Source organism: Fischerella sp. (genome assembly GCF_013388695.1).
Classification (GTDB): domain Bacteria; phylum Cyanobacteriota; class Cyanobacteriia; order Cyanobacteriales; family Nostocaceae; genus PCC9605.
This window is the reverse complement of sequence record NZ_JACAEU010000135.1, coordinates 37,282-62,665: the sequence shown is the minus strand read 5'-3', so window position 1 is coordinate 62,665 and position 25,384 is coordinate 37,282. Positions and strand designations below refer to the sequence as shown.

Annotated in this window: 22 protein-coding genes; all 22 read left to right on the top strand. The window is 39.6% G+C overall.

Annotation, left to right across the window (positions count from 1 at the left end; genetic code table 11):
* Positions 1 to 2: 2 nt before the first annotated feature.
* The 22 genes from HXY43_RS18200 (at position 3) to HXY43_RS18095 (ending at position 25,367) form a co-directional block, all read left to right on the top strand.
* Positions 3 to 515 carry an acyltransferase gene (locus tag HXY43_RS18200; RefSeq protein WP_290885635.1) on the top strand — a complete coding sequence of 171 codons (513 nt, stop codon included), beginning with the start codon at positions 3 to 5 and terminating at the stop codon, positions 513 to 515.
* Between the two features lie 328 nt (positions 516 to 843).
* A complete protein-coding gene (locus tag HXY43_RS18195; RefSeq protein ID WP_290885632.1) occupies positions 844 to 1,887 on the top strand; it encodes a Gfo/Idh/MocA family oxidoreductase in 1,044 nt (347 codons plus the stop codon).
* Entirely contained in the window at positions 1,884 to 2,993 is a 1,110-nt protein-coding gene (locus tag HXY43_RS18190) for a DegT/DnrJ/EryC1/StrS aminotransferase family protein (protein ID WP_290885629.1), read from the top strand. The genes HXY43_RS18195 and HXY43_RS18190 overlap by 4 nt, the downstream gene beginning before the upstream one ends.
* Complete coding sequence (locus HXY43_RS18185; RefSeq protein ID WP_290885627.1) at positions 2,993 to 4,000, top strand: hypothetical protein; 1,008 nt, start codon at positions 2,993 to 2,995, stop codon at positions 3,998 to 4,000. The genes HXY43_RS18190 and HXY43_RS18185 overlap by 1 nt, the downstream gene beginning before the upstream one ends.
* A 13-nt stretch (positions 4,001 to 4,013) precedes the next feature.
* Positions 4,014 to 4,994, top strand: coding sequence for a methionyl-tRNA formyltransferase (locus HXY43_RS18180; RefSeq protein WP_290885625.1), 981 nt, complete (start codon positions 4,014 to 4,016; stop codon positions 4,992 to 4,994).
* On the top strand, positions 4,984 to 5,958 hold the full coding sequence (locus tag HXY43_RS18175; RefSeq protein ID WP_290885622.1) for an SDR family NAD(P)-dependent oxidoreductase: 975 nt from the start codon (positions 4,984 to 4,986) through the stop codon (positions 5,956 to 5,958). Before HXY43_RS18180 ends, HXY43_RS18175 begins: the two co-directional genes overlap by 11 nt.
* The gene (locus tag HXY43_RS18170; protein WP_290885619.1) at positions 5,951 to 7,147 is read left to right on the top strand and encodes a DegT/DnrJ/EryC1/StrS aminotransferase family protein; all 1,197 of its coding nucleotides are present in this window, start codon (positions 5,951 to 5,953) and stop codon (positions 7,145 to 7,147) included. The genes HXY43_RS18175 and HXY43_RS18170 overlap by 8 nt, the downstream gene beginning before the upstream one ends.
* A gap of 86 nt (positions 7,148 to 7,233) precedes the next feature.
* Complete coding sequence (locus HXY43_RS18165) at positions 7,234 to 8,031, top strand: Uma2 family endonuclease (protein ID WP_290885684.1); 798 nt, start codon at positions 7,234 to 7,236, stop codon at positions 8,029 to 8,031.
* Positions 8,032 to 8,076: 45 nt separating this feature from the next.
* Positions 8,077 to 8,796: a Uma2 family endonuclease gene (locus tag HXY43_RS18160; RefSeq protein WP_290885617.1), complete on the top strand. Its 720-nt coding sequence runs from the start codon at positions 8,077 to 8,079 to the stop codon at positions 8,794 to 8,796.
* A gap of 537 nt (positions 8,797 to 9,333) precedes the next feature.
* Positions 9,334 to 9,708 (top strand): hypothetical protein, encoded by a 375-nt coding sequence (locus HXY43_RS18155; protein ID WP_290885615.1) that lies wholly within the window; start codon positions 9,334 to 9,336, stop codon positions 9,706 to 9,708.
* 293 nt (positions 9,709 to 10,001) lie between these two features.
* A complete protein-coding gene (locus tag HXY43_RS18150) occupies positions 10,002 to 10,994 on the top strand; it encodes a glycosyltransferase family 2 protein (protein WP_290885614.1) in 993 nt (330 codons plus the stop codon).
* 47 nt (positions 10,995 to 11,041) lie between these two features.
* Complete coding sequence (locus HXY43_RS18145; RefSeq protein WP_290885611.1) at positions 11,042 to 12,565, top strand: hypothetical protein; 1,524 nt, start codon at positions 11,042 to 11,044, stop codon at positions 12,563 to 12,565.
* Positions 12,566 to 12,665: 100 nt separating this feature from the next.
* Positions 12,666 to 15,044: a glycosyltransferase gene (locus HXY43_RS18140; protein ID WP_290885608.1), complete on the top strand. Its 2,379-nt coding sequence runs from the start codon at positions 12,666 to 12,668 to the stop codon at positions 15,042 to 15,044.
* Positions 15,045 to 15,053: 9 nt separating this feature from the next.
* On the top strand, positions 15,054 to 16,241 hold the full coding sequence (locus HXY43_RS18135) for a glycosyltransferase family 4 protein (RefSeq protein ID WP_290885605.1): 1,188 nt from the start codon (positions 15,054 to 15,056) through the stop codon (positions 16,239 to 16,241).
* Positions 16,242 to 16,287: 46 nt separating this feature from the next.
* The gene (locus HXY43_RS18130; protein ID WP_290885602.1) at positions 16,288 to 17,952 is read left to right on the top strand and encodes a right-handed parallel beta-helix repeat-containing protein; all 1,665 of its coding nucleotides are present in this window, start codon (positions 16,288 to 16,290) and stop codon (positions 17,950 to 17,952) included.
* 104 nt (positions 17,953 to 18,056) lie between these two features.
* Positions 18,057 to 18,767, top strand: a complete 711-nt coding sequence (locus HXY43_RS18125; protein ID WP_290885599.1) for an FkbM family methyltransferase — start codon at positions 18,057 to 18,059, stop codon at positions 18,765 to 18,767.
* Positions 18,768 to 18,791: 24 nt separating this feature from the next.
* Entirely contained in the window at positions 18,792 to 19,751 is a 960-nt protein-coding gene (locus HXY43_RS18120) for a glycosyltransferase family 8 protein (RefSeq protein WP_290885595.1), read from the top strand.
* A 29-nt stretch (positions 19,752 to 19,780) separates the two neighbouring features.
* Positions 19,781 to 20,911 (top strand): glycosyltransferase, encoded by a 1,131-nt coding sequence (locus HXY43_RS18115; protein ID WP_290885592.1) that lies wholly within the window; start codon positions 19,781 to 19,783, stop codon positions 20,909 to 20,911.
* A gap of 12 nt (positions 20,912 to 20,923) precedes the next feature.
* Positions 20,924 to 22,168: a glycosyltransferase family 4 protein gene (locus HXY43_RS18110; RefSeq protein WP_290885589.1), complete on the top strand. Its 1,245-nt coding sequence runs from the start codon at positions 20,924 to 20,926 to the stop codon at positions 22,166 to 22,168.
* A 28-nt stretch (positions 22,169 to 22,196) separates the two neighbouring features.
* Positions 22,197 to 23,489 carry a hypothetical protein gene (locus tag HXY43_RS18105; protein ID WP_290885586.1) on the top strand — a complete coding sequence of 431 codons (1,293 nt, stop codon included), beginning with the start codon at positions 22,197 to 22,199 and terminating at the stop codon, positions 23,487 to 23,489.
* A gap of 97 nt (positions 23,490 to 23,586) precedes the next feature.
* Positions 23,587 to 24,252, top strand: coding sequence for a class I SAM-dependent methyltransferase (locus tag HXY43_RS18100; RefSeq protein ID WP_290885583.1), 666 nt, complete (start codon positions 23,587 to 23,589; stop codon positions 24,250 to 24,252).
* Positions 24,249 to 25,367, top strand: coding sequence for a glycosyltransferase family 4 protein (locus HXY43_RS18095; RefSeq protein ID WP_290885581.1), 1,119 nt, complete (start codon positions 24,249 to 24,251; stop codon positions 25,365 to 25,367). Before HXY43_RS18100 ends, HXY43_RS18095 begins: the two co-directional genes overlap by 4 nt.
* Positions 25,368 to 25,384: the final 17 nt, after the last annotated feature.

Here is a 25,384-nt window from a genome sequence, read left to right as displayed (position 1 = left end):
TAATGGCAGTAAATGATGATGTTAAGTTTGGCAGCAATGTGAAAATATTTCATCCCAATCTTGTCAACCTCTACGGTTGCACGATTGGTGATGGAACCAAGATTGGTACATTTGTAGAGATCCAGAAAAATGTTAGTGTAGGAAGTCGGTGTAAAATTTCATCACACAGCTTTCTGTGTGAGGGCGTCATTATTGAAGATGAAGTGTTTATTGGTCATGGTGTCATGTTTACCAATGACCTTTATCCACGTGCAACTAATGAAGAGGGTAGTTTAAAAACTGATGCTGATTGGCAGGTAGTCCAGACACGAGTTAAACGCTGTGCCTCGATTGGTAGCAACGCTACTATCCTACCAGGGGTGACAATTGGAGAAAAAGCCATAGTTGGGGCTGGAGCAGTAGTGACTCGTGATGTGCCCGATCATGCAATTGTGGTGGGAGTACCTGCTCGTGTTATCGGTGATGTGCGCGATCGCAACTCTAAGCTAGAAATGACAGTTCGCGTTTGCAGCTAAGCGACCGGAAAGACTGTATGGCTGGTGTAGCAATTCATGTTTCAACCCAGCAAGATCAAGTAAGTATTCAAGGCAGAAATAATACTATTCCTAAGGTCTTTGCAGACTCTCATTGTCTTAAGTATTCCAAAAGCATGGGTGTAGATAAAACCTAGTTACCAAGGCTCTTACCAATTGTGTAACCAATTCCAAGATGGCTAGTTGAAAATAATTGCCAAGATCCTTACCCAGCAAACCTTTGTATTCCTGAGCCAAAGTGGTGGAATAGGAGGGGAGTGAGGAATTTTTATAAAAACCATATCAATAAGTTTTTACTTAGTGGGAAGTGATGGGAAACATTATGAACATCGGTGTTATCGGTTATGGTTATTGGGGTCCAAACCTGGTCAGAAATTTCGCTGAAATCCCCGGAGTGGAGGTGAGAACAGTCAGCGATTTTAAACTAGAACTCTTGGCAAAAGTACAGGCAAGATATCCAAAGGTAAATGTCACCACAGATTGTCGAGATATATTTACAGATCCAAAAATTGACGCTGTGGCGATCGCTACTCCAGTTTCCACCCACTTTGACTTGGCTTTGGCAGCATTGCAGGCTGGCAAGCACGTAATGGTAGAAAAACCGATGACTGTCTCCTCAGAACAAGCTATGCGGCTGATAGATGAGGCAGAACGACGCAACCTAGTGCTGATGGTGGATCACACCTTTGTCTACACCGGTGCAGTACGCAAAATGCACGATTTGGTAGAGAACGGAGTCCTCGGCGATATTTATTATTACGATTCTGTCCGCGTTAACCTGGGACTGTTTCAGCACGATGTCAACGTCATCTGGGATTTGGCAGTTCACGATCTATCAATCCTAAACTATGTATTGCCATGCCAGCCTTACGCTGTTTCGGCGACAGGGATGAGCCACGTTCCCGGAGAGCCAGAAAATATCGCCTATTTAACCCTGTTCTTTGAAAACAACTTAATTGCTCACATCCATGTCAACTGGCTAGCACCAGTGAAAGTGCGTCGTACGCTGATTGGCGGCAGTCAAAAAATGATTGTCTACGACGACTTGGAACCTAGTGAAAAAGTCAAGATTTACGACAAAGGCATTACACTAAATGGCAATAATTCTGCTGAAAAGGTGTACCAAATGTTGATTGGTTATCGTACCGGCGACATGTGGTCTCCCAATTTAGACATGACAGAAGCACTGCGAACAGAAGGATTGCACTTTATTAATTGCATAGAAAAAGGCGATCGCCCCATTACCGACGCGACAGCAGGACTGCGGGTAGTCAGAATTCTCGAAGCTGCTACCGAATCTATGAAAAAACAGGGCCGATTAGTTGAACTGAATTTAGCAGAGGTGGCAGCGTGATTCCATTTGTAGATCTGAAAGCTCAGTACTTAAGTATCAAAGACGAAATTAATACCGCTGTCCTCAAAGTCCTAGAAAGTACCCAATTTGTCTTGGGGAATGAGGTAGCGGCTTTGGAGGAGGAGTTTGCCGCCTATTGTAGTGCTGATTCTGGTATTGCCGTTAATACAGGCACTAGTGCCCTTCACCTCGCACTTCTAGCAGCTGGCATTGGCCCTGGTGACGAAGTGATTACCGTACCTTTCACCTTTGTAGCTACCGTAGCAGCAATTGATTATACTGGTGCCAAGGCTGTTTTTGTAGATATTGACCCTGTTTCCTACACAATCGATGTCACAAAAATTGAAAAAGCCATAACACCAAAAACCAAAGCCATTCTGCCCGTACATTTGTACGGTCAACCAGCAGACATGGATCCGATTGTAGAGATTGCTCGGCGTCATGATTTAGTTGTGATTGAAGATGCTGCCCAAGCTCATCGCGCTGAGTACAAGGGACGGCGAATAGGCAGTATTGGTGATATTGGTTGTTTCAGTTTTTACCCTGGTAAGAATCTCGGAGCTTATGGTGAAGGTGGCATAGTTGTCACCAGTAATCCCGAATACGCCCAGATGATCCGGATGCTGCGCGACTGGGGGCAAGAACGCAAGTATCACCATGTCCTCAAAGGTTATAACTACCGCATGGATGGTGTACAGGGAGCGATTTTGCGGGTGAAGTTGCGCTACCTAGACGCTTGGACAGAGGCGCGGAGGACACACGCGGCACTCTACGATCAACTCTTGGTAAACTCAGGCTTAACGACTCCCGCTGTCATGCCTTACAGCCATCACGTTTACCATGTCTATGCCGTGCGATCGCCCGAACGCGATTTCCTACAAAAGAAGCTAAACGAGCAGGCCATCCAAACAGGTATCCACTACCCAATTCCCGTACACTTGCAATCAGCATACTCAGATTTAGGTTACAAACCTGGTGATTTTCCACACTCAGAGCTAGCAGCGCGGGAAGTACTTTCACTACCCATGTATGCCGAACTCTCATCTACGCAGGTTCGTACTGTGGCTGAGACATTACATAGCATTCTTCAGGGAGTGACAGTGTAATGAGCGATACCCGTCCCGGGTTGAACCCCCACCGCCTTGTTACCCTGATGCAGCAAGCAGTAGCACGCTGTAACCTACAATTGCAAAAGGCGATCATCCTTACCGAGGCAGCCACCGGAGCCTATGCAGTCACACCTGTAGTTGCAGCAATGGCAGGAGCACAAAAAGTGTTTGCACTCACCCGCAGTAGCCGTTATGGCACTATTGAACAGGTGAAAGCGCAGACACAGCAATTAGCCGCACTAGCAGGGGTGAGCGATCGCATCGAATTTATCACCGAAAAAACAAAGGATATTGTTGCCCAAGCAGACATTATCACCAACAGCGGACACGTACGCCCAATTGACGCAGAAATGATTGGGTGGATGAAACCCACCGCAGCGATCGGGTTAATGTACGAGGCTTGGGAGTTTCGACCAGAGGATGTGAATCTGATCGCTTGTCGAGTTCGCGGTATCCAGGTGGCGGGTGTAAACGAACGGCATCCAGCAGTGGATGTGTTTTCCTTTTTGGGAATCATGGCAGTGAAGCTTTTACTGGATGCTGGCATCGCAGTTTACACAAGCAATATATTGTTGTTGTGCGATAATCCTTTTCGGGGATTCATTGAACGTGGTTTAATCAATGCTGGTGCCAGTGTAGATACAGTAGACTCTTTGGCTACTGCACCCACAGACAAAACATATGATGCCATCCTGGTAGCTTTGCAACCACGACCAGAACCAGTATTATCTGTTCAAGATGCAGCTGCGATCGCTAAGTATTGGCCGGGGACAGCAGTAGCTCAGTACTGGGGAGATATCGAACGGTCTGCTTTTGCATCCCAAAATATCCCTGTATGCCCGGAAGTAGAGCCAAAACCAGGACACATGGGCATCCTGCCATCAGGAGTAGGGCCAGAACCAATTATTCGCCTGCAAACAGGAGGACTGAAAGCTGCTGAAGTTGTTTGGCGACAATTATTACAGTCTGATGACCCAGCGATAGAATTTGTGCAACTGTTATGAAGGCTGGTGGTGAATGGCTAATGTATTGCTAATTGGCATGGGAACAACTACCTTGAGTGCGCTGGAATCTTTAATGTCCAAGTGCAACGTGCAAGGAGTAGTGAGAAATGCAGACACCGAATCTAGCTGTGATGACCCAGTCGTCAGTCTGGCGCAAAAAGCAGGTATCCCTATATTTACTGATACCTCCCAGAAAGAAATTAAATCGCTGATTTTAAAACTTCAGCCAGATTGCGTGGTGGTGTCTTCTTATAACCAGATTCTACCATCATCAACGATCGGACTGTCTACATTTATCAACGTTCATTATTCTTCCTTACCCCATTATCGCGGTCGTGCCAATGTCAATTGGGCCATTATTAATGATGAGCCTTGTGCAGCGATAACTATTCATAAAATTTCGCCAGAATTAGATGAGGGAAATATTTTATTTCAACAACTAATTCCGATTCGCTTTGATGATACGGTTGCTGATATCTATGACAGTTTAAATGATATTCAGCGGCAACATTTGGGAGAGACAGTTGTTAAAACTTTTCATGGCTATGCAGGTCTACCGCAAAACAATGCTGAAGCTACCTATTGTTGTACTCGCCTTCCTGAAGACGGTGAAATTAATTGGTCAGCTTCCACTAGGAATATTGACTGTTTCATTCGCGCATTAGTCTCTCCTTTTCCTGGCGCTTACACCTATTTTCAGGGACAAAAATTGTTAGTTTGGCAGGCTAAACCTGTAGACAATCCCCCTATCTATGTAGGACGCATTCCTGGACGAGTTGTTGGCATATCCAAATCAGAAGGTTATGTCGATGTGCTGACAGGTGATGGTATTTTAAGAATTTTAGAAGTGCAATTGGCTGGGGAAGAAAGAACAGCAGCAGCAAATGTAATTAAATCAGTTAAAAGCACGTTAGGCTTGCAAATATCTGATTTATTAAATCGGATTCAAATTTTGGAAGAACAAATTACAAAATTCACAGAACATGCAAAATAGTCGCGTATTAATTACTGGTGGTGCAGGTTTAGTTGGTTCCCATATTGCCGATTTGCTAATCCAAGAGGGAGTTGCTGAGATTATTGTCTTGGATAATTTCACGCGGGGACAACGTAGCAATCTGGCTATAGCACAAGCGCAAGGGCCTTTGGTGATTGTCGAGGGTGATATTCGCGATCGCCAACTCCTCGCTGATATCATGCAAGGTGTGGATATAGTTTTTCATCAAGCGGCGATCCGCATTACTCAATGTGCCGAAGAACCACGGTTGGCGCTGGAAGTTCTCGCAGATGGCACATTTAATGTTTTGGAAGCCGCAATCAACGCCAAAGTCAAAAAGGTAGTTGCGGCTTCTTCAGCTTCCATTTACGGTATGGCAGAAGCATTCCCCACCACCGAATCTCACCATCCCTACAACAACCGCACTCTTTACGGTGCAGCCAAGACCTTTAATGAGGGATTATTACGTAGTTTCTACGATATGTACGGGCTAGACTATGTAGCATTGCGTTACTTTAATGTCTACGGGCCGCGCATGGATATCTACGGCGTCTACACCGAAGTACTGATCCGCTGGATGGATCGCATCGCCGCTGGTCAGCCACCACTAATTTTCGGTGATGGCAAGCAAACCATGGACTTTGTATATATTGAAGATATCGCCAGAGCCAATATTTTGGCTGCGAAAGCTGATGTCACAGATGAGGTATTTAACATTGCCACTGGCGTGGAAAGCAGCTTAAATGACTTAGCTCATAGTTTGGCAAAAGTGATGGGATCTGACCTGAAGCCAGAATACGGGCCAGAACGCAAAGTTAACGCCGTGCAGCGTCGATTGGCAGATGTCAGCAAAGCTAAGAAATTGCTAGGTTTTGAAGCGCAGGTGTCCCTAGAAGAGGGATTGCGGCGGTTGGTTAGTTGGTGGCGTGAACAAAAGCTCGCAAAGGAAGCAAGTAATGTCTGAAAAGATACACAATCTTCCAATTGCCAAACCCTTGCTAGGAGAAGCAGAGGCAGAAGCGGCTAAGCGTGCAATTATGTCTGGCTGGGTGACTCAAGGGCCAGAAGTCGCAGGCTTTGAGCAGGAATTCGCCGCTTATGTAGGGGCAAAGTATGCTTGCGCCGTGTCTAATTGCACCACAGCATTACACTTAGCATTGTTGGCAGTAGGTGTACAGCCTGGGGATGAGGTAATTACTGTCAGCCACTCCTACATTGCCACTGCTAATAGTGTCCGCTACTGTGGAGCAATGCCTGTGTTTGTGGATATTGAACCGCAAACATATAATATCAACCCGATGTTAATCGAGGATGCGATTGGCGATCGCACTCGTGCTATTCTCGTTGTTCACCAGATGGGGATGCCCTGCGATCTCAAAGCCATTTTGGACATTGCCCGCCGCTACGAGTTGCCAGTCATTGAAGATGCGGCTTGTGCGATTGGCAGTGAAATTCTCTGGGACGGTGAGTGGGAGAAAATCGGTAAGCCACACGGAGATATAGCCTGTTTTTCCTTTCACCCTCGCAAAGTGATTACTACTGGTGATGGTGGCATGATTACTACCAACAACCCCGAATGGGACAAACAGTTTCGCCTCTGGCGGCAACACGGAATGAGCGTTCCCGATACCGTACGTCACGGTGCAAAACAGGTAATATTTGAGTCTTACCCCATGTTGGGTTACAACTATCGGATGACTGATATCCAAGCAGCAGTCGGACGCGAACAACTCAAACGCCTACCAGAAATTGTGGAACGCCGCCGTTACCTGGCACAGCGATATCAGGAAATGTTGGCAGATGTGCCAGGATTGAAATTACCAACAGAGCCAACCTGGGCAAAAAGTAACTGGCAGAGTTTCTGTGTTAGGTTGCCAGAACAATGTAATCAACTGCAAGTGATGCAGGCGATGTTAGATGCTGGGGTGTCTACGCGGCGGGGGATTATGTGCGCTCATCGCGAACCAGCTTACAGTATAGAAGCTTGGTCATGTGGAATTGATGGAGATGCTTGTGATTGCGAACAAGGAAGTTGTAAGTGCTTAACTGAGAGTGAGCAGGCACAGGATCATGCTATTATTTTGCCTCTGTTCCATCAGATGACGGAGCAGGAGCAGGATCGGGCGATCGCGGTTTTGAAAAGTCAGGTTTAATGCAAGCTATTGCATGGGTGCAACAGTCGAGCGATCGCTCTGTTGCTGTTGTTAAGCTAGAGCTAGTCCCTCGGATTTTCCTTGTCATGTATCAAACAGATCCTCCTCGCTCCCCAAAAGAAGTACTGCCCACAATGTACAATCTCAAAAGTGAAGACCCAGAGGAACCAGGTTTGCCTGACGAATTTCACGACCTACAGCCTGAACTCCTGCGTCTGACTTTCCACCCCGCTAATTATCCAGCCGACCAAATATTTATCGCCAGTGACTTAAATCTCTACTACGATCCCCGCCATCCCCAATGGTACAAGCGACCTGACTGGTTTGCTGTGCTGGGAGTTTCCCGATTGTACGAACAGCAGGACTTGCGCTTGAGCTACGTTACTTGGCAGGAAGGAGTCAATCCTTTTGTAGTAGTCGAACTACTCTCTCCTGGTACTGAAAAGGAAGACTTAGGACAAACTCTGCGGGAAGTCAATCAACCGCCAACAAAGTGGGAAGTATACGAACAAATCTTGCGAGTGCCTTATTACTTTGTGTTTAATCGCTATACAGATGAATTACAAGCATTTGGACTCATAACTAGCCGTTACCAAGCTTTGCCTATCGAGGGACAGGGAGTGTGGCTAGAAGAAGTGCAGTTAGGATTGGGACTTTGGCGAGGAATTTACCAAGATATAGAACGTCTATGGCTGCGTTGGTATGACGCGACAGGCGATTGGATACCTACCCCAGCAGAGCTAGCCGAACAAGAACGCCAACAGAAACAATTGGCTCAACAGCAAATAGAACAGGAACGTCAACGAGCCGAGCAGGAGCGTCAACGGGCTGAACAATTGGCAGCACGACTGCGAGCTTTGGGCATTGACCCCGATTTACCGTAAAGCCCTTGATAAAATGAGGAGCATCAGCTTGAGAGAGATTTGGTCATGAGTGTTGCAGGCAATCTGACAAAATCAATGCCATTACTAGAAAATGGCGATCGCCTAACGCGCGACGAATTTGAACGCCGTTACCATGCCATGCCTAATCTGAAAAAGGCTGAACTCATTGAAGGAGTTGTCTACGTGCCATCGCCACTTAGATATTACAGACATGGTAGACCCCACGCACACATTATGGCTTGGTTGGTTGCTTATGAAACTGCAACTCCAGGAGTCGAATCGGCTGATAATGCAACTGTGCGATTGGATTTGGACAACGAACCACAACCTGATGCTTTGTTACGGATTGAAGAAGCTTGTGGAGGGCGATCGCGCATTAGTGAAGATGACTATGTGGAAGATGCGCCAGAACTGATAGTGGAAATTGCTTCTAGTAGTGCATCCTACGATTTGCACGACAAACTCAAAGTCTATCGCCGTAATGGTGTACAAGAATACATTGTCTGGCAAATGGCCGAACAGAAATTAGACTGGTTCAGTTTACAGAGAGGCGAGTATATTCCTTTGCAGCCCGATGAATCTGGTTTGATTCGCAGCCGCATTTTTCCGGGACTTGATTTAGCGATCGCGGCTTTGTTAGCTGGAGACTTGGCAACGGTATTAGCACAAGTGCAAAGAAGTATAACTACAGAAGCGCATCAAGTGTTTGTTGAGCAACTTGCACAAAGGCGATCGCCAGGTGTTTCCAATCCAAAATCCCCTTAATCAAAATGGCAATGAATTCATCAATGTGCGATCGCCTTCATGATTGATAAGCTTCAAATGTTTGCTGCGATAGTCCAAAGTCCAAGCTAGTATTTGACCGTGCCAATTTTAGATTTTGGATGCAAGGACTTTGGATTGGGGTTTTTCGGTTCATGCCCCGCCCCTTGTGGACGGAACAAATCTAAAATCGCAAATCTAAAATCCCCAAGCTGTATCCCCTTGTGGGTACAGTCAATTCTTTAATCGCAAATCTAAAATCCAAAATTGATTGACCCTAGACTCTTGACTGTTGACCATCTGATCGCGAAATATACAATTTAAAGAGGATTAAAGGTTTGAATGGTGCGATCGCTTTTCTTTGTGGAGAGCGATCGTTATTTTTGTTAGATGAATAAAATGCTCAAAAGATATGTTTTTTTATTACTGGTATTAAGGAAAGTGCGATCGCTTAACTGAAACTGAACATTACAGAGAGAACAATTGTTTTGCCACATAATCGAGAAATCATGTCAGGCTTGAGTGTAGGTTTGAAAAAAAATGACAACTAGCGGCTTATATTTGGTCATCTTGAGTGCTGTCTTGACTGTAACAGCTAATATCTTGTTGCGGATTGGAGTAATTCGTGCTGGTGGATTGGGAGGAAATTCAGCTGAACTGCTAAATTCTTTGTTTCGCTTGGTAAGTCAACCATGTTTCGACATTGGTTTTTTATTGTACGGCTTGGCTAGTCTTGTCTGGTTCCGAGTTATTTCGACGGAGCCGCTCAATATTGCATACCCGCTCTTAGTTAGTATGACATTTGTTTTGGTTACCTTAGGTGCTACAGTTGTGTTTCAGGAATCGATGACATTTCGCCACTTTGTTGGCTTGGCTGTAGTTTTAACTGGAATAGTTCTTATTAGTGGGAAGTGAGAGGAAAGCTAATAAATATAGTTGTAATCGATTACTGGTATTAAGGTTTGAATATGGTTAGGAATTTGGCTGAAATTCTAGGATCGTATGTAAAAAATATCAGGAATTATAAACCAATAAAAACTATTTTTTACTCCAAAAATTACTTTATTTTTGCGTTTTTAATACCGCCATTAGTTCTTGTCTTTGTACAGTTCACACAGAAAAAGAAAGACAAGCTAACTAGTTGGTGAGCTTGGAATTTTTAGTCTTTCAAAAAAGTTATATTCTTAACCGTTTAGAGTATAAAAGCCATGAGAGAGCATGATTTACACCTATCGCCATTATTGGAAGGCGAAATAAAAAGGTCTCTGCTGTCGGTAGTTACTCCAGCCTACAATGAAGCAGAAAATCTGCCCTTACTTTACAAACGTCTTTCGGATGTATTAGATTCCCTGACAATCGATTGGGAATGGATTGTAGTGGATGACCATTCAGCTGATGCTACCTTTGCAGCGATCGCCAATATTGCCAAACGAGATTCACGAGTTCATGGAATTCGTTTTTCTCGAAATTTCGGTTCTCATACAGCTATGACCTGCGGTTTACACTATGCCAAAGGTGACTGTGCTGTGATTATGGCAGCAGACTTGCAAGACCCTCCAGAAACTTTACCAGAACTTTTAACAGAATGGAATGAAGGAGCGCAAGTAGTTTGGGCGGTTCGCAAACGTCGTCCTGGTGAAAAAACAAGTAAAGTAGGCTTTGCTCGCTTGTATTATTTCTTGATGCGTCAAATAGTTGGGATGAAACAAATGCCAGCCACTGGTGCTGATTTTTTCCTTGTTGATCGGCGGGTAATGGAAGCTCTAGAAAATTTCAGTGAGAGTAATGTTAGCCTCATGGCATTGATTACCTGGATGGGATTTCGTCAGGCTTACATTACCTATGATAAGCGAGTGCGATCGCATGGACGTTCAGGCTGGAGTCTAGAGAAAAAACTCAAATTGGTTCTCGACTCTCTGACATCTTTTAGTTATTTACCCATCCGGCTCATGTCCTACATAGGGTTTATTGTTGCCCTAGTGGGTTTTATGTTTGCTGGATTTGTTGTTGTCAATGCTATTTTCGGTCATCCAACACCAGGTTGGTCATCTTTAATGGTTGTAGTTCTGGTATTAGGTGGATTGCAAATGTTGATGATGGGTGGCTTAGGGGAATATCTATGGCGAGCTTTGGATGAATCGCGTCGGCGTCCACGTTATATCGTAGAAGCTACTACTAATGTTACATCCGAACGCAACTAGAAGATCCAAAAAATTGAAAAAATTGATTACGACATTAGGAAAATATTATGAGTGCAATTACTTATAAAACTAAAACCTATCAACTGACAGCTGTCACTCCTTATATCATGCTTGTAGTAGCCGTACTTGCAGCATGGTTTCCGGTACTGGGAAAAAATCTTCCCCTAATTGCTGATGAATATCCCTTTACACTAACTTTGAATAATGGTGTATATTCGTTTTTCACTTCCTGGCTAGCATCCCAGGGTGTATGGCGACTTTTGGGTCAACTGATCAATGGGTTGCTTGTCCATCACCCAGTTTTTACTACTTATCTTGCAGTTTTTACACATATTCTGACAGTTTGTTTATTCTTTAGAGTTACCGAACTTCTGCTTAGAAGTAGTGGTTTGTCATTAGTTCTCGCATTGGTGATGGGTATTTTTCCTTGGGGATATGAAACCATGATACATGTCATGGGATATACACCCCTCGTGTCAGCTCTGGTATTTTGGGGAAATTTATTACTAATCTTGAGTTTTTATAATTCTCATAAAAAGGTACAATTTTATATTTTTATATTGAGTTTTTTATTAACATTTATCACCCAGTTTATTTACGAAAACCTTGTCTTTTCATTTATGTTTAGTGGCCTCATTATTTTGATTAATGAGGACAAAGGTAAAATTAAATGGAAGTCCATACCACAAAATTTTAGAAATAATTTTATTGGCTTGGCTCCTACTTTAGGAAGTTTAGCATATCTTGTTTTATACAAAATTACTGTAGATACAACTAAAGATATTGCTGGTAGAGTTCCTTCTTTAAATCCAGAGTCTATATTGTCAGTATATTATTATCAATATACAAACTATTATATATTTGAACCCTGGTTTAATTCCGATACACGTAGTTTGATATTTTCTTCATGGGACTTTAGCAAAATCCTGCTTTTTATTCTATTACTTGGCACTTTTATCATCAGTTTATCTATTTTCCTAAAACGTGAGTTCAAATTAGAACAGCAAAAGTTTCCATTGAATAATGGATTACTGATTTACATCATGCTCTTGTTATTGGGAGGTTCACTAATTTATGTATTAGCTGGTGGGTTATCAATAGATACTCGTAAAAAATATGCTTTAATTCCAATAATCCTACTACTATTTGGTTGGATATTGCGTACTTTATTTGAAGATAGATTTAAGATTTCCCGTAAAATTATAGCCATATTAATGACTTTAGGACTCTTTGGTATCAGCACTACCTGGCTAGGAATAGAAGTCTATGATTATGAAGTCAAGCGACAAGATGCTTTCGCCGAATTTATAGTTGCTAACAATATTACTGGCGATATTCAAATAGAGATTGAGCGCGGTTGGCCTAACATAGACAATACTTTGGGTTTTGCTATGTATGATGATTGGGTTATTAACCTTGCGATCAAGGCTAAGCGTGATCGGTTGTGTTGCAAAATTTTAGTTGATAAAGAGTGGATAAAACAAGATCCATATTCTGTTCACATCACTCAAAATCCTAATGCGGTAAAAATATACTTTGATCCCAATCAATCACGTTGGAAAATTCTATAGCGTTAACGATAGATGCTAGTGCAAGCTTTAAGTAATTGATGTTTTTAAAATTATCCATAATCAAAAATTGGCTCTAAGTTATAGTTTATTAACTAATCACATGGAAAATATTAATAAACCCAGACTTGTATATTTTCAATGGAAAAATACTACAAACAGATCAAATTTTGTACAGTTGCATATGCAACATCATGTTAAATGCCTATCGGAGTTTTTTGAAGTTATTGTTGTTAATCAAGATTGTGACTACAAACAAATTTGTGAAAATTACAATCCAGAAATAACACTTTTTGAAAGTGGGATTAAGTATATTGGCTTTCAAAGACTAAAGATTACAAATACCTCAGCACATCCAGAAATACCTAAACTAGGCTTCCATAATGGAGATTCATGGTGTGATTGTCGCCCAGGTTTCTTATCCGATATGGAACATTGGGGTATAGAAACGTTTTTTTCACTTTGCACTACTACTGCTGAGCACACTCCTGAAATTGCCGAAAATTTATTTGTCTGGCCAAATTTTATTGATGCTGATATATATAAAGATTATGGTCAATCGAAAATTATACCAGTACTTTTTAGTGGCTATATAAGCACACTATATCCTTGGCGACAAAAAATTTACAAAATTATTTCTCAGCATTATCCTTCACTAAATTGTCCACATCTAGGATATAATGAGTGTTCAGCAACACGAATGCTCTACGGTGAAAAATATGCTCGTACAATCAATGCTTCTTGGTTTGTACCAACATGCGGTTCGGTAGAAAAAGAAGTAGTTCGTAAACATTTTGAGATACCAGGAGCAAAATCTTGTCTGATTACGGAAAAAACTCCAGCACTTGAAGCCGCAGGCTTCATTGATATGCAAAATTGTGTATTTGCTGATGAAAGTGATGTATTAGATAAGCTGGATTACTTATTTCAACACCAAGATCAACTAGAGAAAATTATTCATGCTGGCTACGAACTAGTTCACTCTCGGCACACATTGAAACAAAGAAATCAAATTTTCCAATGGTTTAATCTATACAAGCATCTCCAACCAGATCAAAGAATTGTTCAAACAAATCCATTTGAGCCATTGACTATTACAGAAACATCTTCTGGAATTAACAACTCACATATTAGATGTAATGGATTGGTTATAGAACTTATACGCCAAGGAGACAATCTACTTTGGGCTGGCAAATATGAAGAAGCAGAAAGTTTTTATTTGCGTGCTCTAAGTTATATATTCTGGATGCCAGAACCAAAACTCAAAATAGCACTTTGTAATCTTTATAGGGGTGATGCCGCAACTGCATTCGATTGGCTTCTTAAACTAAATAGATATACTCTTGAAACCTACAAAGCCGTTGATCCTGAACCAGTTGAGTGGGCATATTTTATTATTGCTCTTCTTTGCCAAGGAAAATTAGTTGAAGCGAGCAAATATGCTAATGAGTATCCAACTCTTAGACATCCTGAACTAGAACGTATTCGTTGGGCTATTAATCTTTTAACAAATCAAGAAAATAAATATAATATTTCATCCGGTGAGCAATCAAATTACCGCTACAGCATTCATCAGTTACCTCATCAAACTCTACCTGAATGGTTTGATAATTTATGCACAATGCTGCGAGCTTGTCAGCAGTTTGACTTAGTAAATAAAATAGATAAATCCCTTCACTCAGAACATCTATTTGTCAATATAAAACCACAGAATAATAGTATTTTTTACAGTAAAAATATCAAAAAATATGCAAAAGAAATAACTTCAATGTTATTGAGAGACAACATACCAAGCCGTCCCCAATATGTTCTAAAAATTAGAAGGTTTATCTCAATTAATTTAATAAAGAACTCTACGATAATATTGCATAATTTAGAAAATATATTTGGTTGTTTTTTGCCTTATCGTTTCTCTAAAATGCGAAATGATGATTTTTTTAGTGAGATTGAAAAAATTGTCCGAGAAGAAGATATTAGAACAGTGTTAGTAATTGGAGCTTCAGCAGGAAGAGGAAGCACAGAAGCAATTTTAAAAGGGATTCAAGAAAACTCGACTCATCCAAGAGGATTTTGCATTAATCTTTCCAATCCCGGATTTTTAAAACTGCAAAAGCGTTATGCTAATAGCCCTTTTGTCAGATGCTACGGAATTTTATCCAGTTTAAAGAAAGATTTACCTAAAGCTTTAGAAGATACGATCAGAGAAATTCATAAAGACCATAAGATCAAGGAATTTGATACAGTCTTAATTGAAAGATCCGATTTAACTATTAGCACTCTCTTAGATATTGTCAAGGAAGCAAAATTTGTACTGATTGATGATCTTACTCTCTGTGAAAACTATCATAATTACTATAGATTGATTACAGATTCCAATTATGCTCTAGTGGCTTATAATCCTTCCTTACGTAATGGATATGCCATTTTTAAAAAACTGAATCATGAAGCAATTTTTTCTACTCCTAGCTACACAAAAATCTGATATTAAAAAATGAAACTCTGTTGGCTACTTCCTACTGATCATAGTGGTGGAATATCTCCTGTAGCTTTTTCTTGCTGTCAACAAGCTACTGCTAATGGGCATGAGGCTACAATGCTCTTACTGGCTCCACCCACGATAATTATTGGTGATGATGTTAGAGTATCATCTCTAAAGCTATATGCTTCTGCACCAGAAACACCAAGAAAACTATTGCAATGGCTCTACGATAATCCACAGGATATTGTATTTTTTAATGCTTGTAGTGAATTTGATCCTGTAATTCCCTATCTATTACCAACAATCAAATGTGTTTATGTAGTACATGATACTGCTCCTCCCTACTGGCATTCAGCATTAGAAGACGAAGATAACATAGAGGCAATAGTTGCTGTATCTGAGACTGTAGCTAGTAAATTTCGACACCGCTTAAAACAGCCCCAAAAACTATATGTTATTCACAATGGTTGCCTATTTCCTGAAATATTAGACAAAGATAGTACAAGAAAAGACGAACTTATATTTCTTGGTGGTGATAACCCGACAAAAGGAGCATTTGATGTTCTCAAATTATGGAAACAACTATTTTTACAAGGATTTCGAGGCAAACTGCACTGGTTTGGAAATGTAACGTCAGAGTTTAGAAATAAAATCGAACAGCTACCTAATTCTGAGCATATTCAAGTTCATGGTTACGTTCAACGTGACAAACTTTTCTCCACAGCTGCATCAGCAAAAGTGTTGCTGATGTTGAGTCGTGTAGAACCGTTTGGCATGGCAACAATTGAAGCAATGAGTATGGGATGTGTGCCAGTTGCATGGGACGTGGACACAGGCACAAAAGAGATTATAACAGCTAATCAAACAGGGCTTTTTGCACCATTGGGAAACATGCAAGTTTTAGCTAGACAAGTCCTATATGCTTGTGAAAATTATCACACTTTTAGTAATGCTGTAATTGAGCGTGCACGTTCTGATTTTGATGAATCAGTAATGTGGAAAAGCTACGAATACTTAATAAATGAAATTTCCAGCCTCGAGCCTATTACAAGGAGTAAACAGGGTCAAAAACCACCAAAATTCCAACCTCCTGTGCGTCGTTTTCAGCTTTTACACCCACGGCTTCGTTCGGCAATTAGGGAATTCATTGGGCGATCGCCAAGCCTCGGCTATTGGCTGCGCGACATGCGTGGATTGTAGTTTTTGATATTAAAATCTATCCGTTTTTTTGGGAGAGATATTCCTTATGAAACGCCGTGCTTTTTTAATTTTTACTGGCTTAGGTTCTCTAAGCAGTAGCTTGCTTTTATTATTCAAATCCACTGCATCAACAATTTTGCAGAAAAGTCCTAATCATGTCAAGACTGCACAAGCTCAAGATTTACCAGTAGATGTTGTTAATGTCCAACAATTTGGATCACTTGTGAATGGTATTAGCAATAATCCTAATATTATCACCAGAAACACAGCAACTATTCAGGCTGCTATCGATGCAGTTGGTCAAAAAGGAGGAGGAAATATTTACATCCCTAACGGATTGTACCAAATTGCACCACCAGACTTAAATAATCAAGAACGGTCTTCACTTATTATCAACTATGATAATATTACGCTGTTCGGTGATGGTATTGGCAAGACCATTCTTCAAAGTAGAGGTAATTACTCCCTGATTGACGGTAATGTTGTCAGGGGACATGGAATCATGATTAAAGGAACGATAGATCCTTTAAATCCAAGGAAAAACGTTACTATTAAAAATATCGAACTAAGTGGTGGTACTAATGGATTTACAGGCAATCGTAATTGGCCTGCTGATCCCAATACTGGCGATGGTTGGGACTTGACTCATAAAGGAATAGTCTTAGATTTCAATACATACCTGGACAATATCAATATTGATTCTGTTTATGTACATGACTTTAGAGGAGAAGTCATTTATGGTGGTGGTTCTGGAATAGGGAAAGTTACCATATTGAATACAAAAATACACAATTCTAATGCTTCAATGTTGAGTATTGAAGCAGAATTAACTGTTAAAGATTGTGAATTTTCGCAAACCGCAACTGCCTGGGTAGAGAATGCATCACTTTCACCCAATAAAAATACTTATTTCTATAAATGTATATTTAAAGACTCTACTTATCAAGGTTTAGTAGAAACTGTAGGTAACTTCCAGACTGGTAATAAACATATTATTCGTAACTGCTCATTCCACAACTCTCCTGCTGGCATTTGTGTTTTTGGTTGTAGTGGTCTTGTTATACAAGAAAATAAATTTCTTGATTGTGATTCGGCATTGTTAACAAGTCAAGAAAATGTGGAAATTGAATTTATTAATAATCAAGTAATAGGAGAAACTAAAGCCGTAATTGCAGTTAATATTCTAGGTAAATTAAAAAATGTAATTATTCGTGATAACGTGTGTAAAAGTCCTGAAAATACCGAAAAAGTGACTTGTATTTTTTACTTAGGTGAATTGCAAAATATAATTATAGAAGATAACATTTTTGAGAATTGTCGTACTCCTGAGCAATCAGGTGAATTGACAAATGAACGTCCTTTTTTCCGCAATAATCAATATATCAATGTCGAGAGAAGAGATTTACAAGGAACAGCTAATTTTTGGCAAGAGCCACCTTATGTTGTTGAACCAAAATGCGAAGAAATTGTTATGGTAAATAATACATATATCCCAGTTATAGAAGTAGATATGAGTACAGAATATTATGTTGATGGACAAGAAGTTTTGATTACAGGTGGTGCAATTAAAGCACAAGTTAAATTTCCTCAAAAATCAAATAATGTTAAATGTCAACACGATAGATATCTCAGAGGTCAAGGCGAAAAATTAATACTGAAATTTAAACGATCTGAACGTAAATGGTATGAGAAATACTATCAATATGTCTAATGCAGACTTTTATATTATATATTAAAATATAAACTATTAAAATATAAACTAATATTATTTCACTTCAATATCAATCAACATCACTAATTTCCCCAAAAGATTATATGAATAATATCACTAATTTTTCCGGTTTGGTTTCACTTAGAGGTCATCATTTTTATGCTAGTTTAATCAATCACAATTCAATAGTTGTTGATTTAGGTTCACATTTAGGTCAGTTTTCGCACCAAGTAAGTAGCTTAGCTGGATGCCAATGTTATGCAATAGAAGCTCTGCCTTCCTTATATGCAAAAATTCCAGAAACTCCTTTGGTGAAAAAATTTAACTACGCCATTTCTCTGAGTAATCAACCTGTTAAATTTGGTGTGTCTGATAACCCAGAGTATAATCATATTGATAAATGGTCTGTGGGTAATGTCATAGAAACTATAACAGTAGAAGGTATTTCTCTAGAAACTTTTATGCAAAATCAGCATCTTCAATCTATAGACTTGCTCAAGGTGGATATTGAAGGTGCAGAAATTGAATTATTTCAATCACTGAGCGATGCAAGTATATGCAAAATCAAACAAATTACAGTTGAATTTCATGATTTCGTATTTCCAATTGCAAGGGAGGTTGAAATTATAAAAAATCGTTTAAAAAATCTGGGCTTTTATTGCATAGTTTTTTCCAGAAAAAATAATGGAGATGTATTATTTCTGAATAGAAAATACTGTGATATCCCTATCATTGATTCTATTTATATTCGATTTTTTGCTAAGTATCTGAGAGGAATATCTAGAATAGTAAGCCGTTTACTTGATCAGCAATAATCTATTAAGCAATGAGAGATAGTGATGAAAAGTTATCATGAAACCTTAGAAAATGGATCAATTAGTATTGCCAGTGGAGCCGATGACAAGTTTGCTATGGGACTTGCCATCACGCTTTACTCTGCTTTAGCGAATCTGGAGACAAATAGAACAATAGACATTTACATTATTGATGGCGGAATTAGTAAAGAAAATAAGCAGAAATTGATCCAGGTTTTGAGCAACAATAAATTAAATGTGAATATCAAGTGGCTCAAACCAGACTTGGGATTACTCAATGGTGTAAAGGTTTCTGGTGCGTTCAGCATAGCAACTTATTTTCGATTACTGCTTCCAGAATTATTGCCGAAACAAGTAGAAAAAGTGATTTATTTAGATAGTGATTTGCTAGTTCAAGGAAACTTAGAAAAGCTTTGGGAAAAAGAATTGGATGATTTTCCTGCATTGGCTGTCCAAGATTATCTTTTCCCCTGGGTATCTAATGGTCTGCAAGATACTTATCAAGAACTAGGATTAGCATCAGATACACCATACTGTAATGCGGGAGTCATGCTGATGAATCTCAAGCAGTGGCGTGCAGAAGCATTGGCAAACAAGGTGTTAGAATATAGCCATAAGTACCATGATACCGTATATGTAGCCGACCAAGACGGAATCAATGCTCTGATAGCAGATAGATGGAAACTCCTTGATCCGAAATGGAACGTACAAATTTTTGGTGTTGATAGCTCAGCCATCAAGCTGCCCTACAAGCCAACAGAACTTATCCGAGATGGGTTTATTTTACACTTTACAACTAAAATTAAACCCTGGCATCCAACTTACAGGCGAGCAGGTGGAGAACGCTTTGCTTATTACCTCAAAAAGAGCAATTGGTTGAGCAACCTAGAATATATCAAATGGTTCACTCGTGTAAGGTTGCCTCAAATGTGTATTTATTCATTAGCACAAATAAACCGTCGTCTTAAAGCAAAGACAAGTTGAGAATTGGAATAATAATTACATTAATTAATATGAAAATCCTTTTTTATTTTGGTGGTTTTGTACCTGTGGGAGGAATTGAAACATTCTGCAAAAATCTCCTTTGTTATCTTCAAGCTAGGAACTATGACTGTCGATTAGTATGTTGGGGACCCGAGTCTGCATTGCTTCAACGCATAGAAGATGCAAAAGTCAAGATTGTTCGTATATTTTGGCAATGGGGTTGTCGATGGAATATACCAGATTGGTTGCTTTTACCTATTAGTCTTCAACAAGTGAAACAGGCTGATGTAATTCTTTTTGGTAAACTTTTTCCGAACAAAATTTTAAAACAACTAAGGTTGCAAGCTGGTAATCATACTAAATTCGTTTATATTACTCCTTACCGACCTGTACCTCCAACTACAAATCAGGAAAAAAAATATCTCTTAGAAGCACTTAATCACTTTGATGTCATTCTAGTGCAAGCGTCTAGCTTTGAAGAAGATTTACGTCAAGTTGGCTATCAAGGAAAGATTGAAGCTATCTCATATATTCCTCATCAACCACGTAAGCTTAAACCCTTGCCAGCACAAGAGCAATTAAAAATTGGCTTTCTAGGCAGACTTGTGGAAGATAAAAATATTCCTTTGTTACTAGAGGCCTTCTGTAGGTTTCAAGATGAATATTTACAAGCATCAACTTCTGAAGGTAGACAAAAGCGGAAACCTAGCCTGCATCTCTTTGGTGATGGTCATTTGCGCAAGCAATTAGAACAACTTGTTGAAAAACTTGGCATCGCCTCTTCTGTAATTTTTCATGGCAGTATTCCTAATGCTGAAGTAGAAGAGGTGATAGCCTCATGTCATTTGTTTGCTTTTGCTTCTCGCAGCGAAGGACAATGTTTAGCAGCATTGGAAATTTTGGGTTGTGGTAGACCAATTGTTGCTACAGATGCTGGCGCACTACCAGATATTTTATCTGATTCTCGTCTAGGCAGAATAGTACAGTCTGCTAACCCGAATGAATTTGCTGATAGCCTGATGGATATAACAAAGTTAATAGAGCAACAATCAATATCTCCAGAAGTTATACGTTCAGCTTATCTTGAGCGATATGCTCCTGAAAAAGTTGGAGGTAACTACGAGGAAATCCTAAATTCTTTATGCCAAAGAAATTTCTAATCTCCTTAATACATGAATAAAACCAAAATTTTAGTAGCACAACTAGGTGCTAGAAAACACTACCAAGAACCTTTATTATTTCATCGCTGGGGTATTTTAGATAACCTATACACCGATTTCTACTCAGGTCATAGTGAGCTTGCTAATTTATTACGTTATCCCAGAATCTACAATTACCTACCCAATTACCTCAAGAAAGTTCTAGATAGATACGAGCCAGGTCTTAAAGGTGCAAAAATCATCCATTTTCCAAAATTTGGATATCAATATATCCAAGCTTGCAAGAATACTTCACCTGATCGGGCATCGCAAATATTTGTTTGGGGAGGACAGGAATTTTGCCAGCGAATCATTAAATATGGTTTAGGAGAAGCTAATACTATCTATGGCTTTAATAGTGCCTGTCTTGAGTTGTTTGAATATGCTAAGCAGCGAGGCATCCGCTGTATTTTAGATCAAACCCTAGCTGATTACTCATTCGTACATAATCTTTTACTAGAAGAGGAAAAGCGCTGGAAAGGATGGTCAGTAACACCCTTTAAGGTTACTAATGCTGCCTTAGGACTCATGCAACGAGAACACTATGAACAAGACTTAGCAGATCATATTGTTTGCGGCTCTAGTTTTGTCAAAGACTCTCTAGTAGCTAGAGGAGTTGATGCTAATAAGATAACAGTGGTGTCGTTAGGTCGCCTCAAAGATGAAAAACCAATCGATTATCAAAGTCTTAACAAAACCCCACAAGAGCGAGGAGACGGGTTAAGAATATTATTTATTGGTTCAGTTGGTTTGCGAAAGGGGATTCCCTACTTACTAGAAGCTCTAAGATATCTCAAAGGAGAAATCTCTTTTACTTGTAAAGTAGTAGGTTCTCTGGAAATTAAGCCTGAGCGTGTTGCTGAGTATAATGATGTATGCAACTTTCTAGGAACACTTCCTCGCTCTCAAATAAAAGAATTATATACTTGGGCAGATGTACTTGTACTTCCTTCAATTTGTGAAGGCTCGGCAATGGTGACTTACGAGGCATTAAGTTTAGGAGTGCCGATTATTAGCACTTATAACTCAGGTTCTGTTGTCAGAGATGGAATTGGTGGTTTCGTTGTAGCCATTAGAGATATAGAAGCAATTGTTGAAAAACTGTTGAAAATTTATATAAATGGTAATGATTCTGAGATAAGAGCTAACACTCAAGAATATTTAAAACATATAGTTAAAGAGTCAGAAAATAAATTGCGGCGTCTTATAATGGTTTAAACGCTAATTAATATGATATCTAATTTTTATGGCTGAAACATATCGGGATCTGCTGATTCTCATTTGCCTGGGTTTGTTAGGTTGGGGAGTAATTCGCATAGAGCGAATTTACCAATATCCATTCTTCATGGGCAGCATGTTTATTTCCTTTATTGTACCTCAAGCATTTGCCTTAATTAATAATCCGGCTTCAGTCAGCCAAGAGGCTCTGGAAAGGGTATTATTTGTATCGTGCCTAAGTGCTGCTGCCTGTTGGATAGGCTATGAAATGAAACCAAATCAAAAATGGTTAGCCAATCTAAATATTATTATTGACGAACGTAAGTTATTTAGAGCAGGAATTGTCCTGATTGCTCAAGCATGGTTCTTTAATTTTTTACTTGCTCATACAACCATTCAAAAAAGCGCAGTAAATGGTAACTGGACAGGGCCAGCTACCATATATTTCTTTTTTATTCAAGCTGGTAATATTGCTTTTGGAATTTTTATTTTACAGTTATTAAAGCGCCCCAATATAATTAATTTTATTTTTGCAGTCCTCTCTGGGATGCCCCTATTTTCTCAAGTTATGAGCGGGCGTCGTCAACCAACTATGACATTTGCAATTATCATAGGTATTTCATTTTGGCTGGTTCGCCGCTACATACCTTCTAAAGCACTAGTTATCACAGCAATAGTTGTAATGACTTTTCTCATTCCTGTGTTTGGTGAGTTACGTAGTGATTTTTGGAATTTGGTTTTTAGTGGCGACTGGCAGGGAGTATTATCTGCATCTCAAATTGCTTTTAGCAACCTGCAAAAAGGAGAAATATTGGAACTTAGAAATGCAGCATTATTAATAGATGCAACTGATTTTACAGGAGTATACGGATATGGCAGTTCATGGTGGGATAGTATAATATTTCAATTTGTACCAGGACAAATTGTAGGTTTTGATTTTAAACAGTCTCTACAACTTAATTTGGTAGGCGTAAACTACGAGTTACTAAAATCTAAATATGCATATACTCCCCCTACTGGTGCTACATTTACTGGACTTGCAGATTCTTTTACAGAATTTAGCTACTTTGGATGCCTTAGTTTTGCTCTGATAGGATATATATTTAAAAATCTATGGATATCTGCTGTATATTATAAAAGTATTTTTAGTCAACTTCTTTATATGGGATTAGTTAGCCCAGCAATGCTAGCTTTAACCCATGGCATAGGAAGATGGTGGCAAGAGGCATTATTTCAATTAGTTTTTTTAGGCTTAGCTTCCTACTATTCTAGAGATAGAAATAAATCATACTACAGAAATTTGGGAAATTATGGAGGATAGATTAAGCATCATCAAGGTAGCTAAAGGTACCTGTTATTGTTAGCAAAAAGTAAGCAAATTGATTCTGTTTCTTTATATTATATTAGCAAAAGTAATTATGATTCACACTTCTCTAGATGGGATAAAATTGGTTGACAGATCTATTTACATCTGTAAGCTCTGTAAAGACAAAAAAGTACTTCATCTGGGAGCTACTGATGCCCCAGAAACTCAAGATGCTATTATCAATGGAAAATTTCTGCATACCATACTAACTAATGTCTGCAAAGAAGTGGTAGGGATGGACATTAGCTTAGAAATGATAAATTTCTTAAAAGAAACTAAAGGAATTAGCAATATACACTATGGAAACATAGAGGTCTATGAGGATTATCCGAAACAAGAATTTGATTTTATCGTTGCTGGTGAAATTATCGAACATTTGAGTAATCCTGGTAGAGCATTAGATTGTCTTAGTAAGATTGCAAAACCAACTACAAAATTAATCATTACTGTACCCAATGCTTACTCTCTAAAGGGGTTTCTCAGAGCTGTTGCAAGGCATGAATTGATTCATCCAGATCATACATTGCATCATTCGCTTCACACTCTCAAAACACTAGTTGAGCGACATGGCTTCCTGATAGAAAGCTACTTTAGCTTTGTTAACGGCGGTACGGGTTTCATGGCATCAATAACTAACTTATTGCTTAAACTTTATCCTCAGCTTGCTGAAGGTATTGGAGTAATTTGTTTGCCCAAGCAGGAAAATTTTTACTCATGAAAATTGCTGCATTAACAACTGTATCTGGTCCATACGTTGTTGCTCGTTATTCAGCGTTTGCTAACAAGTTTACACAGACATCTCTTTTTCTCATAGAGTTAGGTCAAGTTTCATCTATCTACCCTTGGAAGCATCCCGATGCTATCCCTCCTTACCAAAGAATAATTCTATCCCAGCAACCAGCAGAGCTTCAATCTTCACTGACTTTATTTAAGGGTATCGCAAAAACTCTGGATGACATTAAACCAGATGTGGTGATTCTGTGTGGTTATGCTATACCTGGAATGCGTGAAGCTTTGCTGTGGAGTTTTTGGCATCAGAAGCCAGCAGTTTTACTTTCTGAGTCTAAAGAGGATGATGCTAGTCGTATTTGGTGGAGAGAAGCTCTGAAATCCATTCTGATGAGAAGATATAAAGCTGCCTTGGTAGGCGGACGGCCCCACAAGCGCTATATGATTAAGTTAGGAATCCCTGCTGAAGCAATATTTCTGGGTTACGATGTAGTAGACAACGATAGCTTTCACCCAGACAAACTTCAATATCTTCCTGTTCCTATAGAAAAGCGTTACTTTTTAGCCATCAATCGCTTTGTCTCTAAGAAAAATCTTCTATTTCTCATTTCATCCTATGCAGAATATAGCAAAGTAGTAGGTAATCGTGCCTGGGATTTAGTCATTTGCGGAGAAGGTGAACTACGCCCCCAAATTGAGCAACAAATCGCTCAACTTGGCTTAAAAGATGCTGTTCATCTCCCTGGTTTCCTTCAGCTAGACGAACTCCTTCCTTACTTTGCTCACGCAGATTGCTTCATCCACGCCAGCATTCAGGAGCAATGGGGTCTTGTTGTCAATGAAGCAATGGCAGCAGCTTTACCTGTACTGCTTTCCAATCGTTGTGGCTGTTTTGAAGATTTGTTGGTAGAGGGAATCAACGGATTTGGCTTCGATCCTGAAAATTTACAGGAATTGACAAACCTTATGCTCAAAATTAGCTCAGGTGAAGTGGACTTGCAAGCAATGGGTAAAGCCTCCTTGGAACATATTCAAAAGTTCTCTCCTGATTACTTTGCTCAAGGTTTAATGCAGGCAGTTGAATACGCTTTAGCACATAGCTAATAGTTTGTTAAATATGC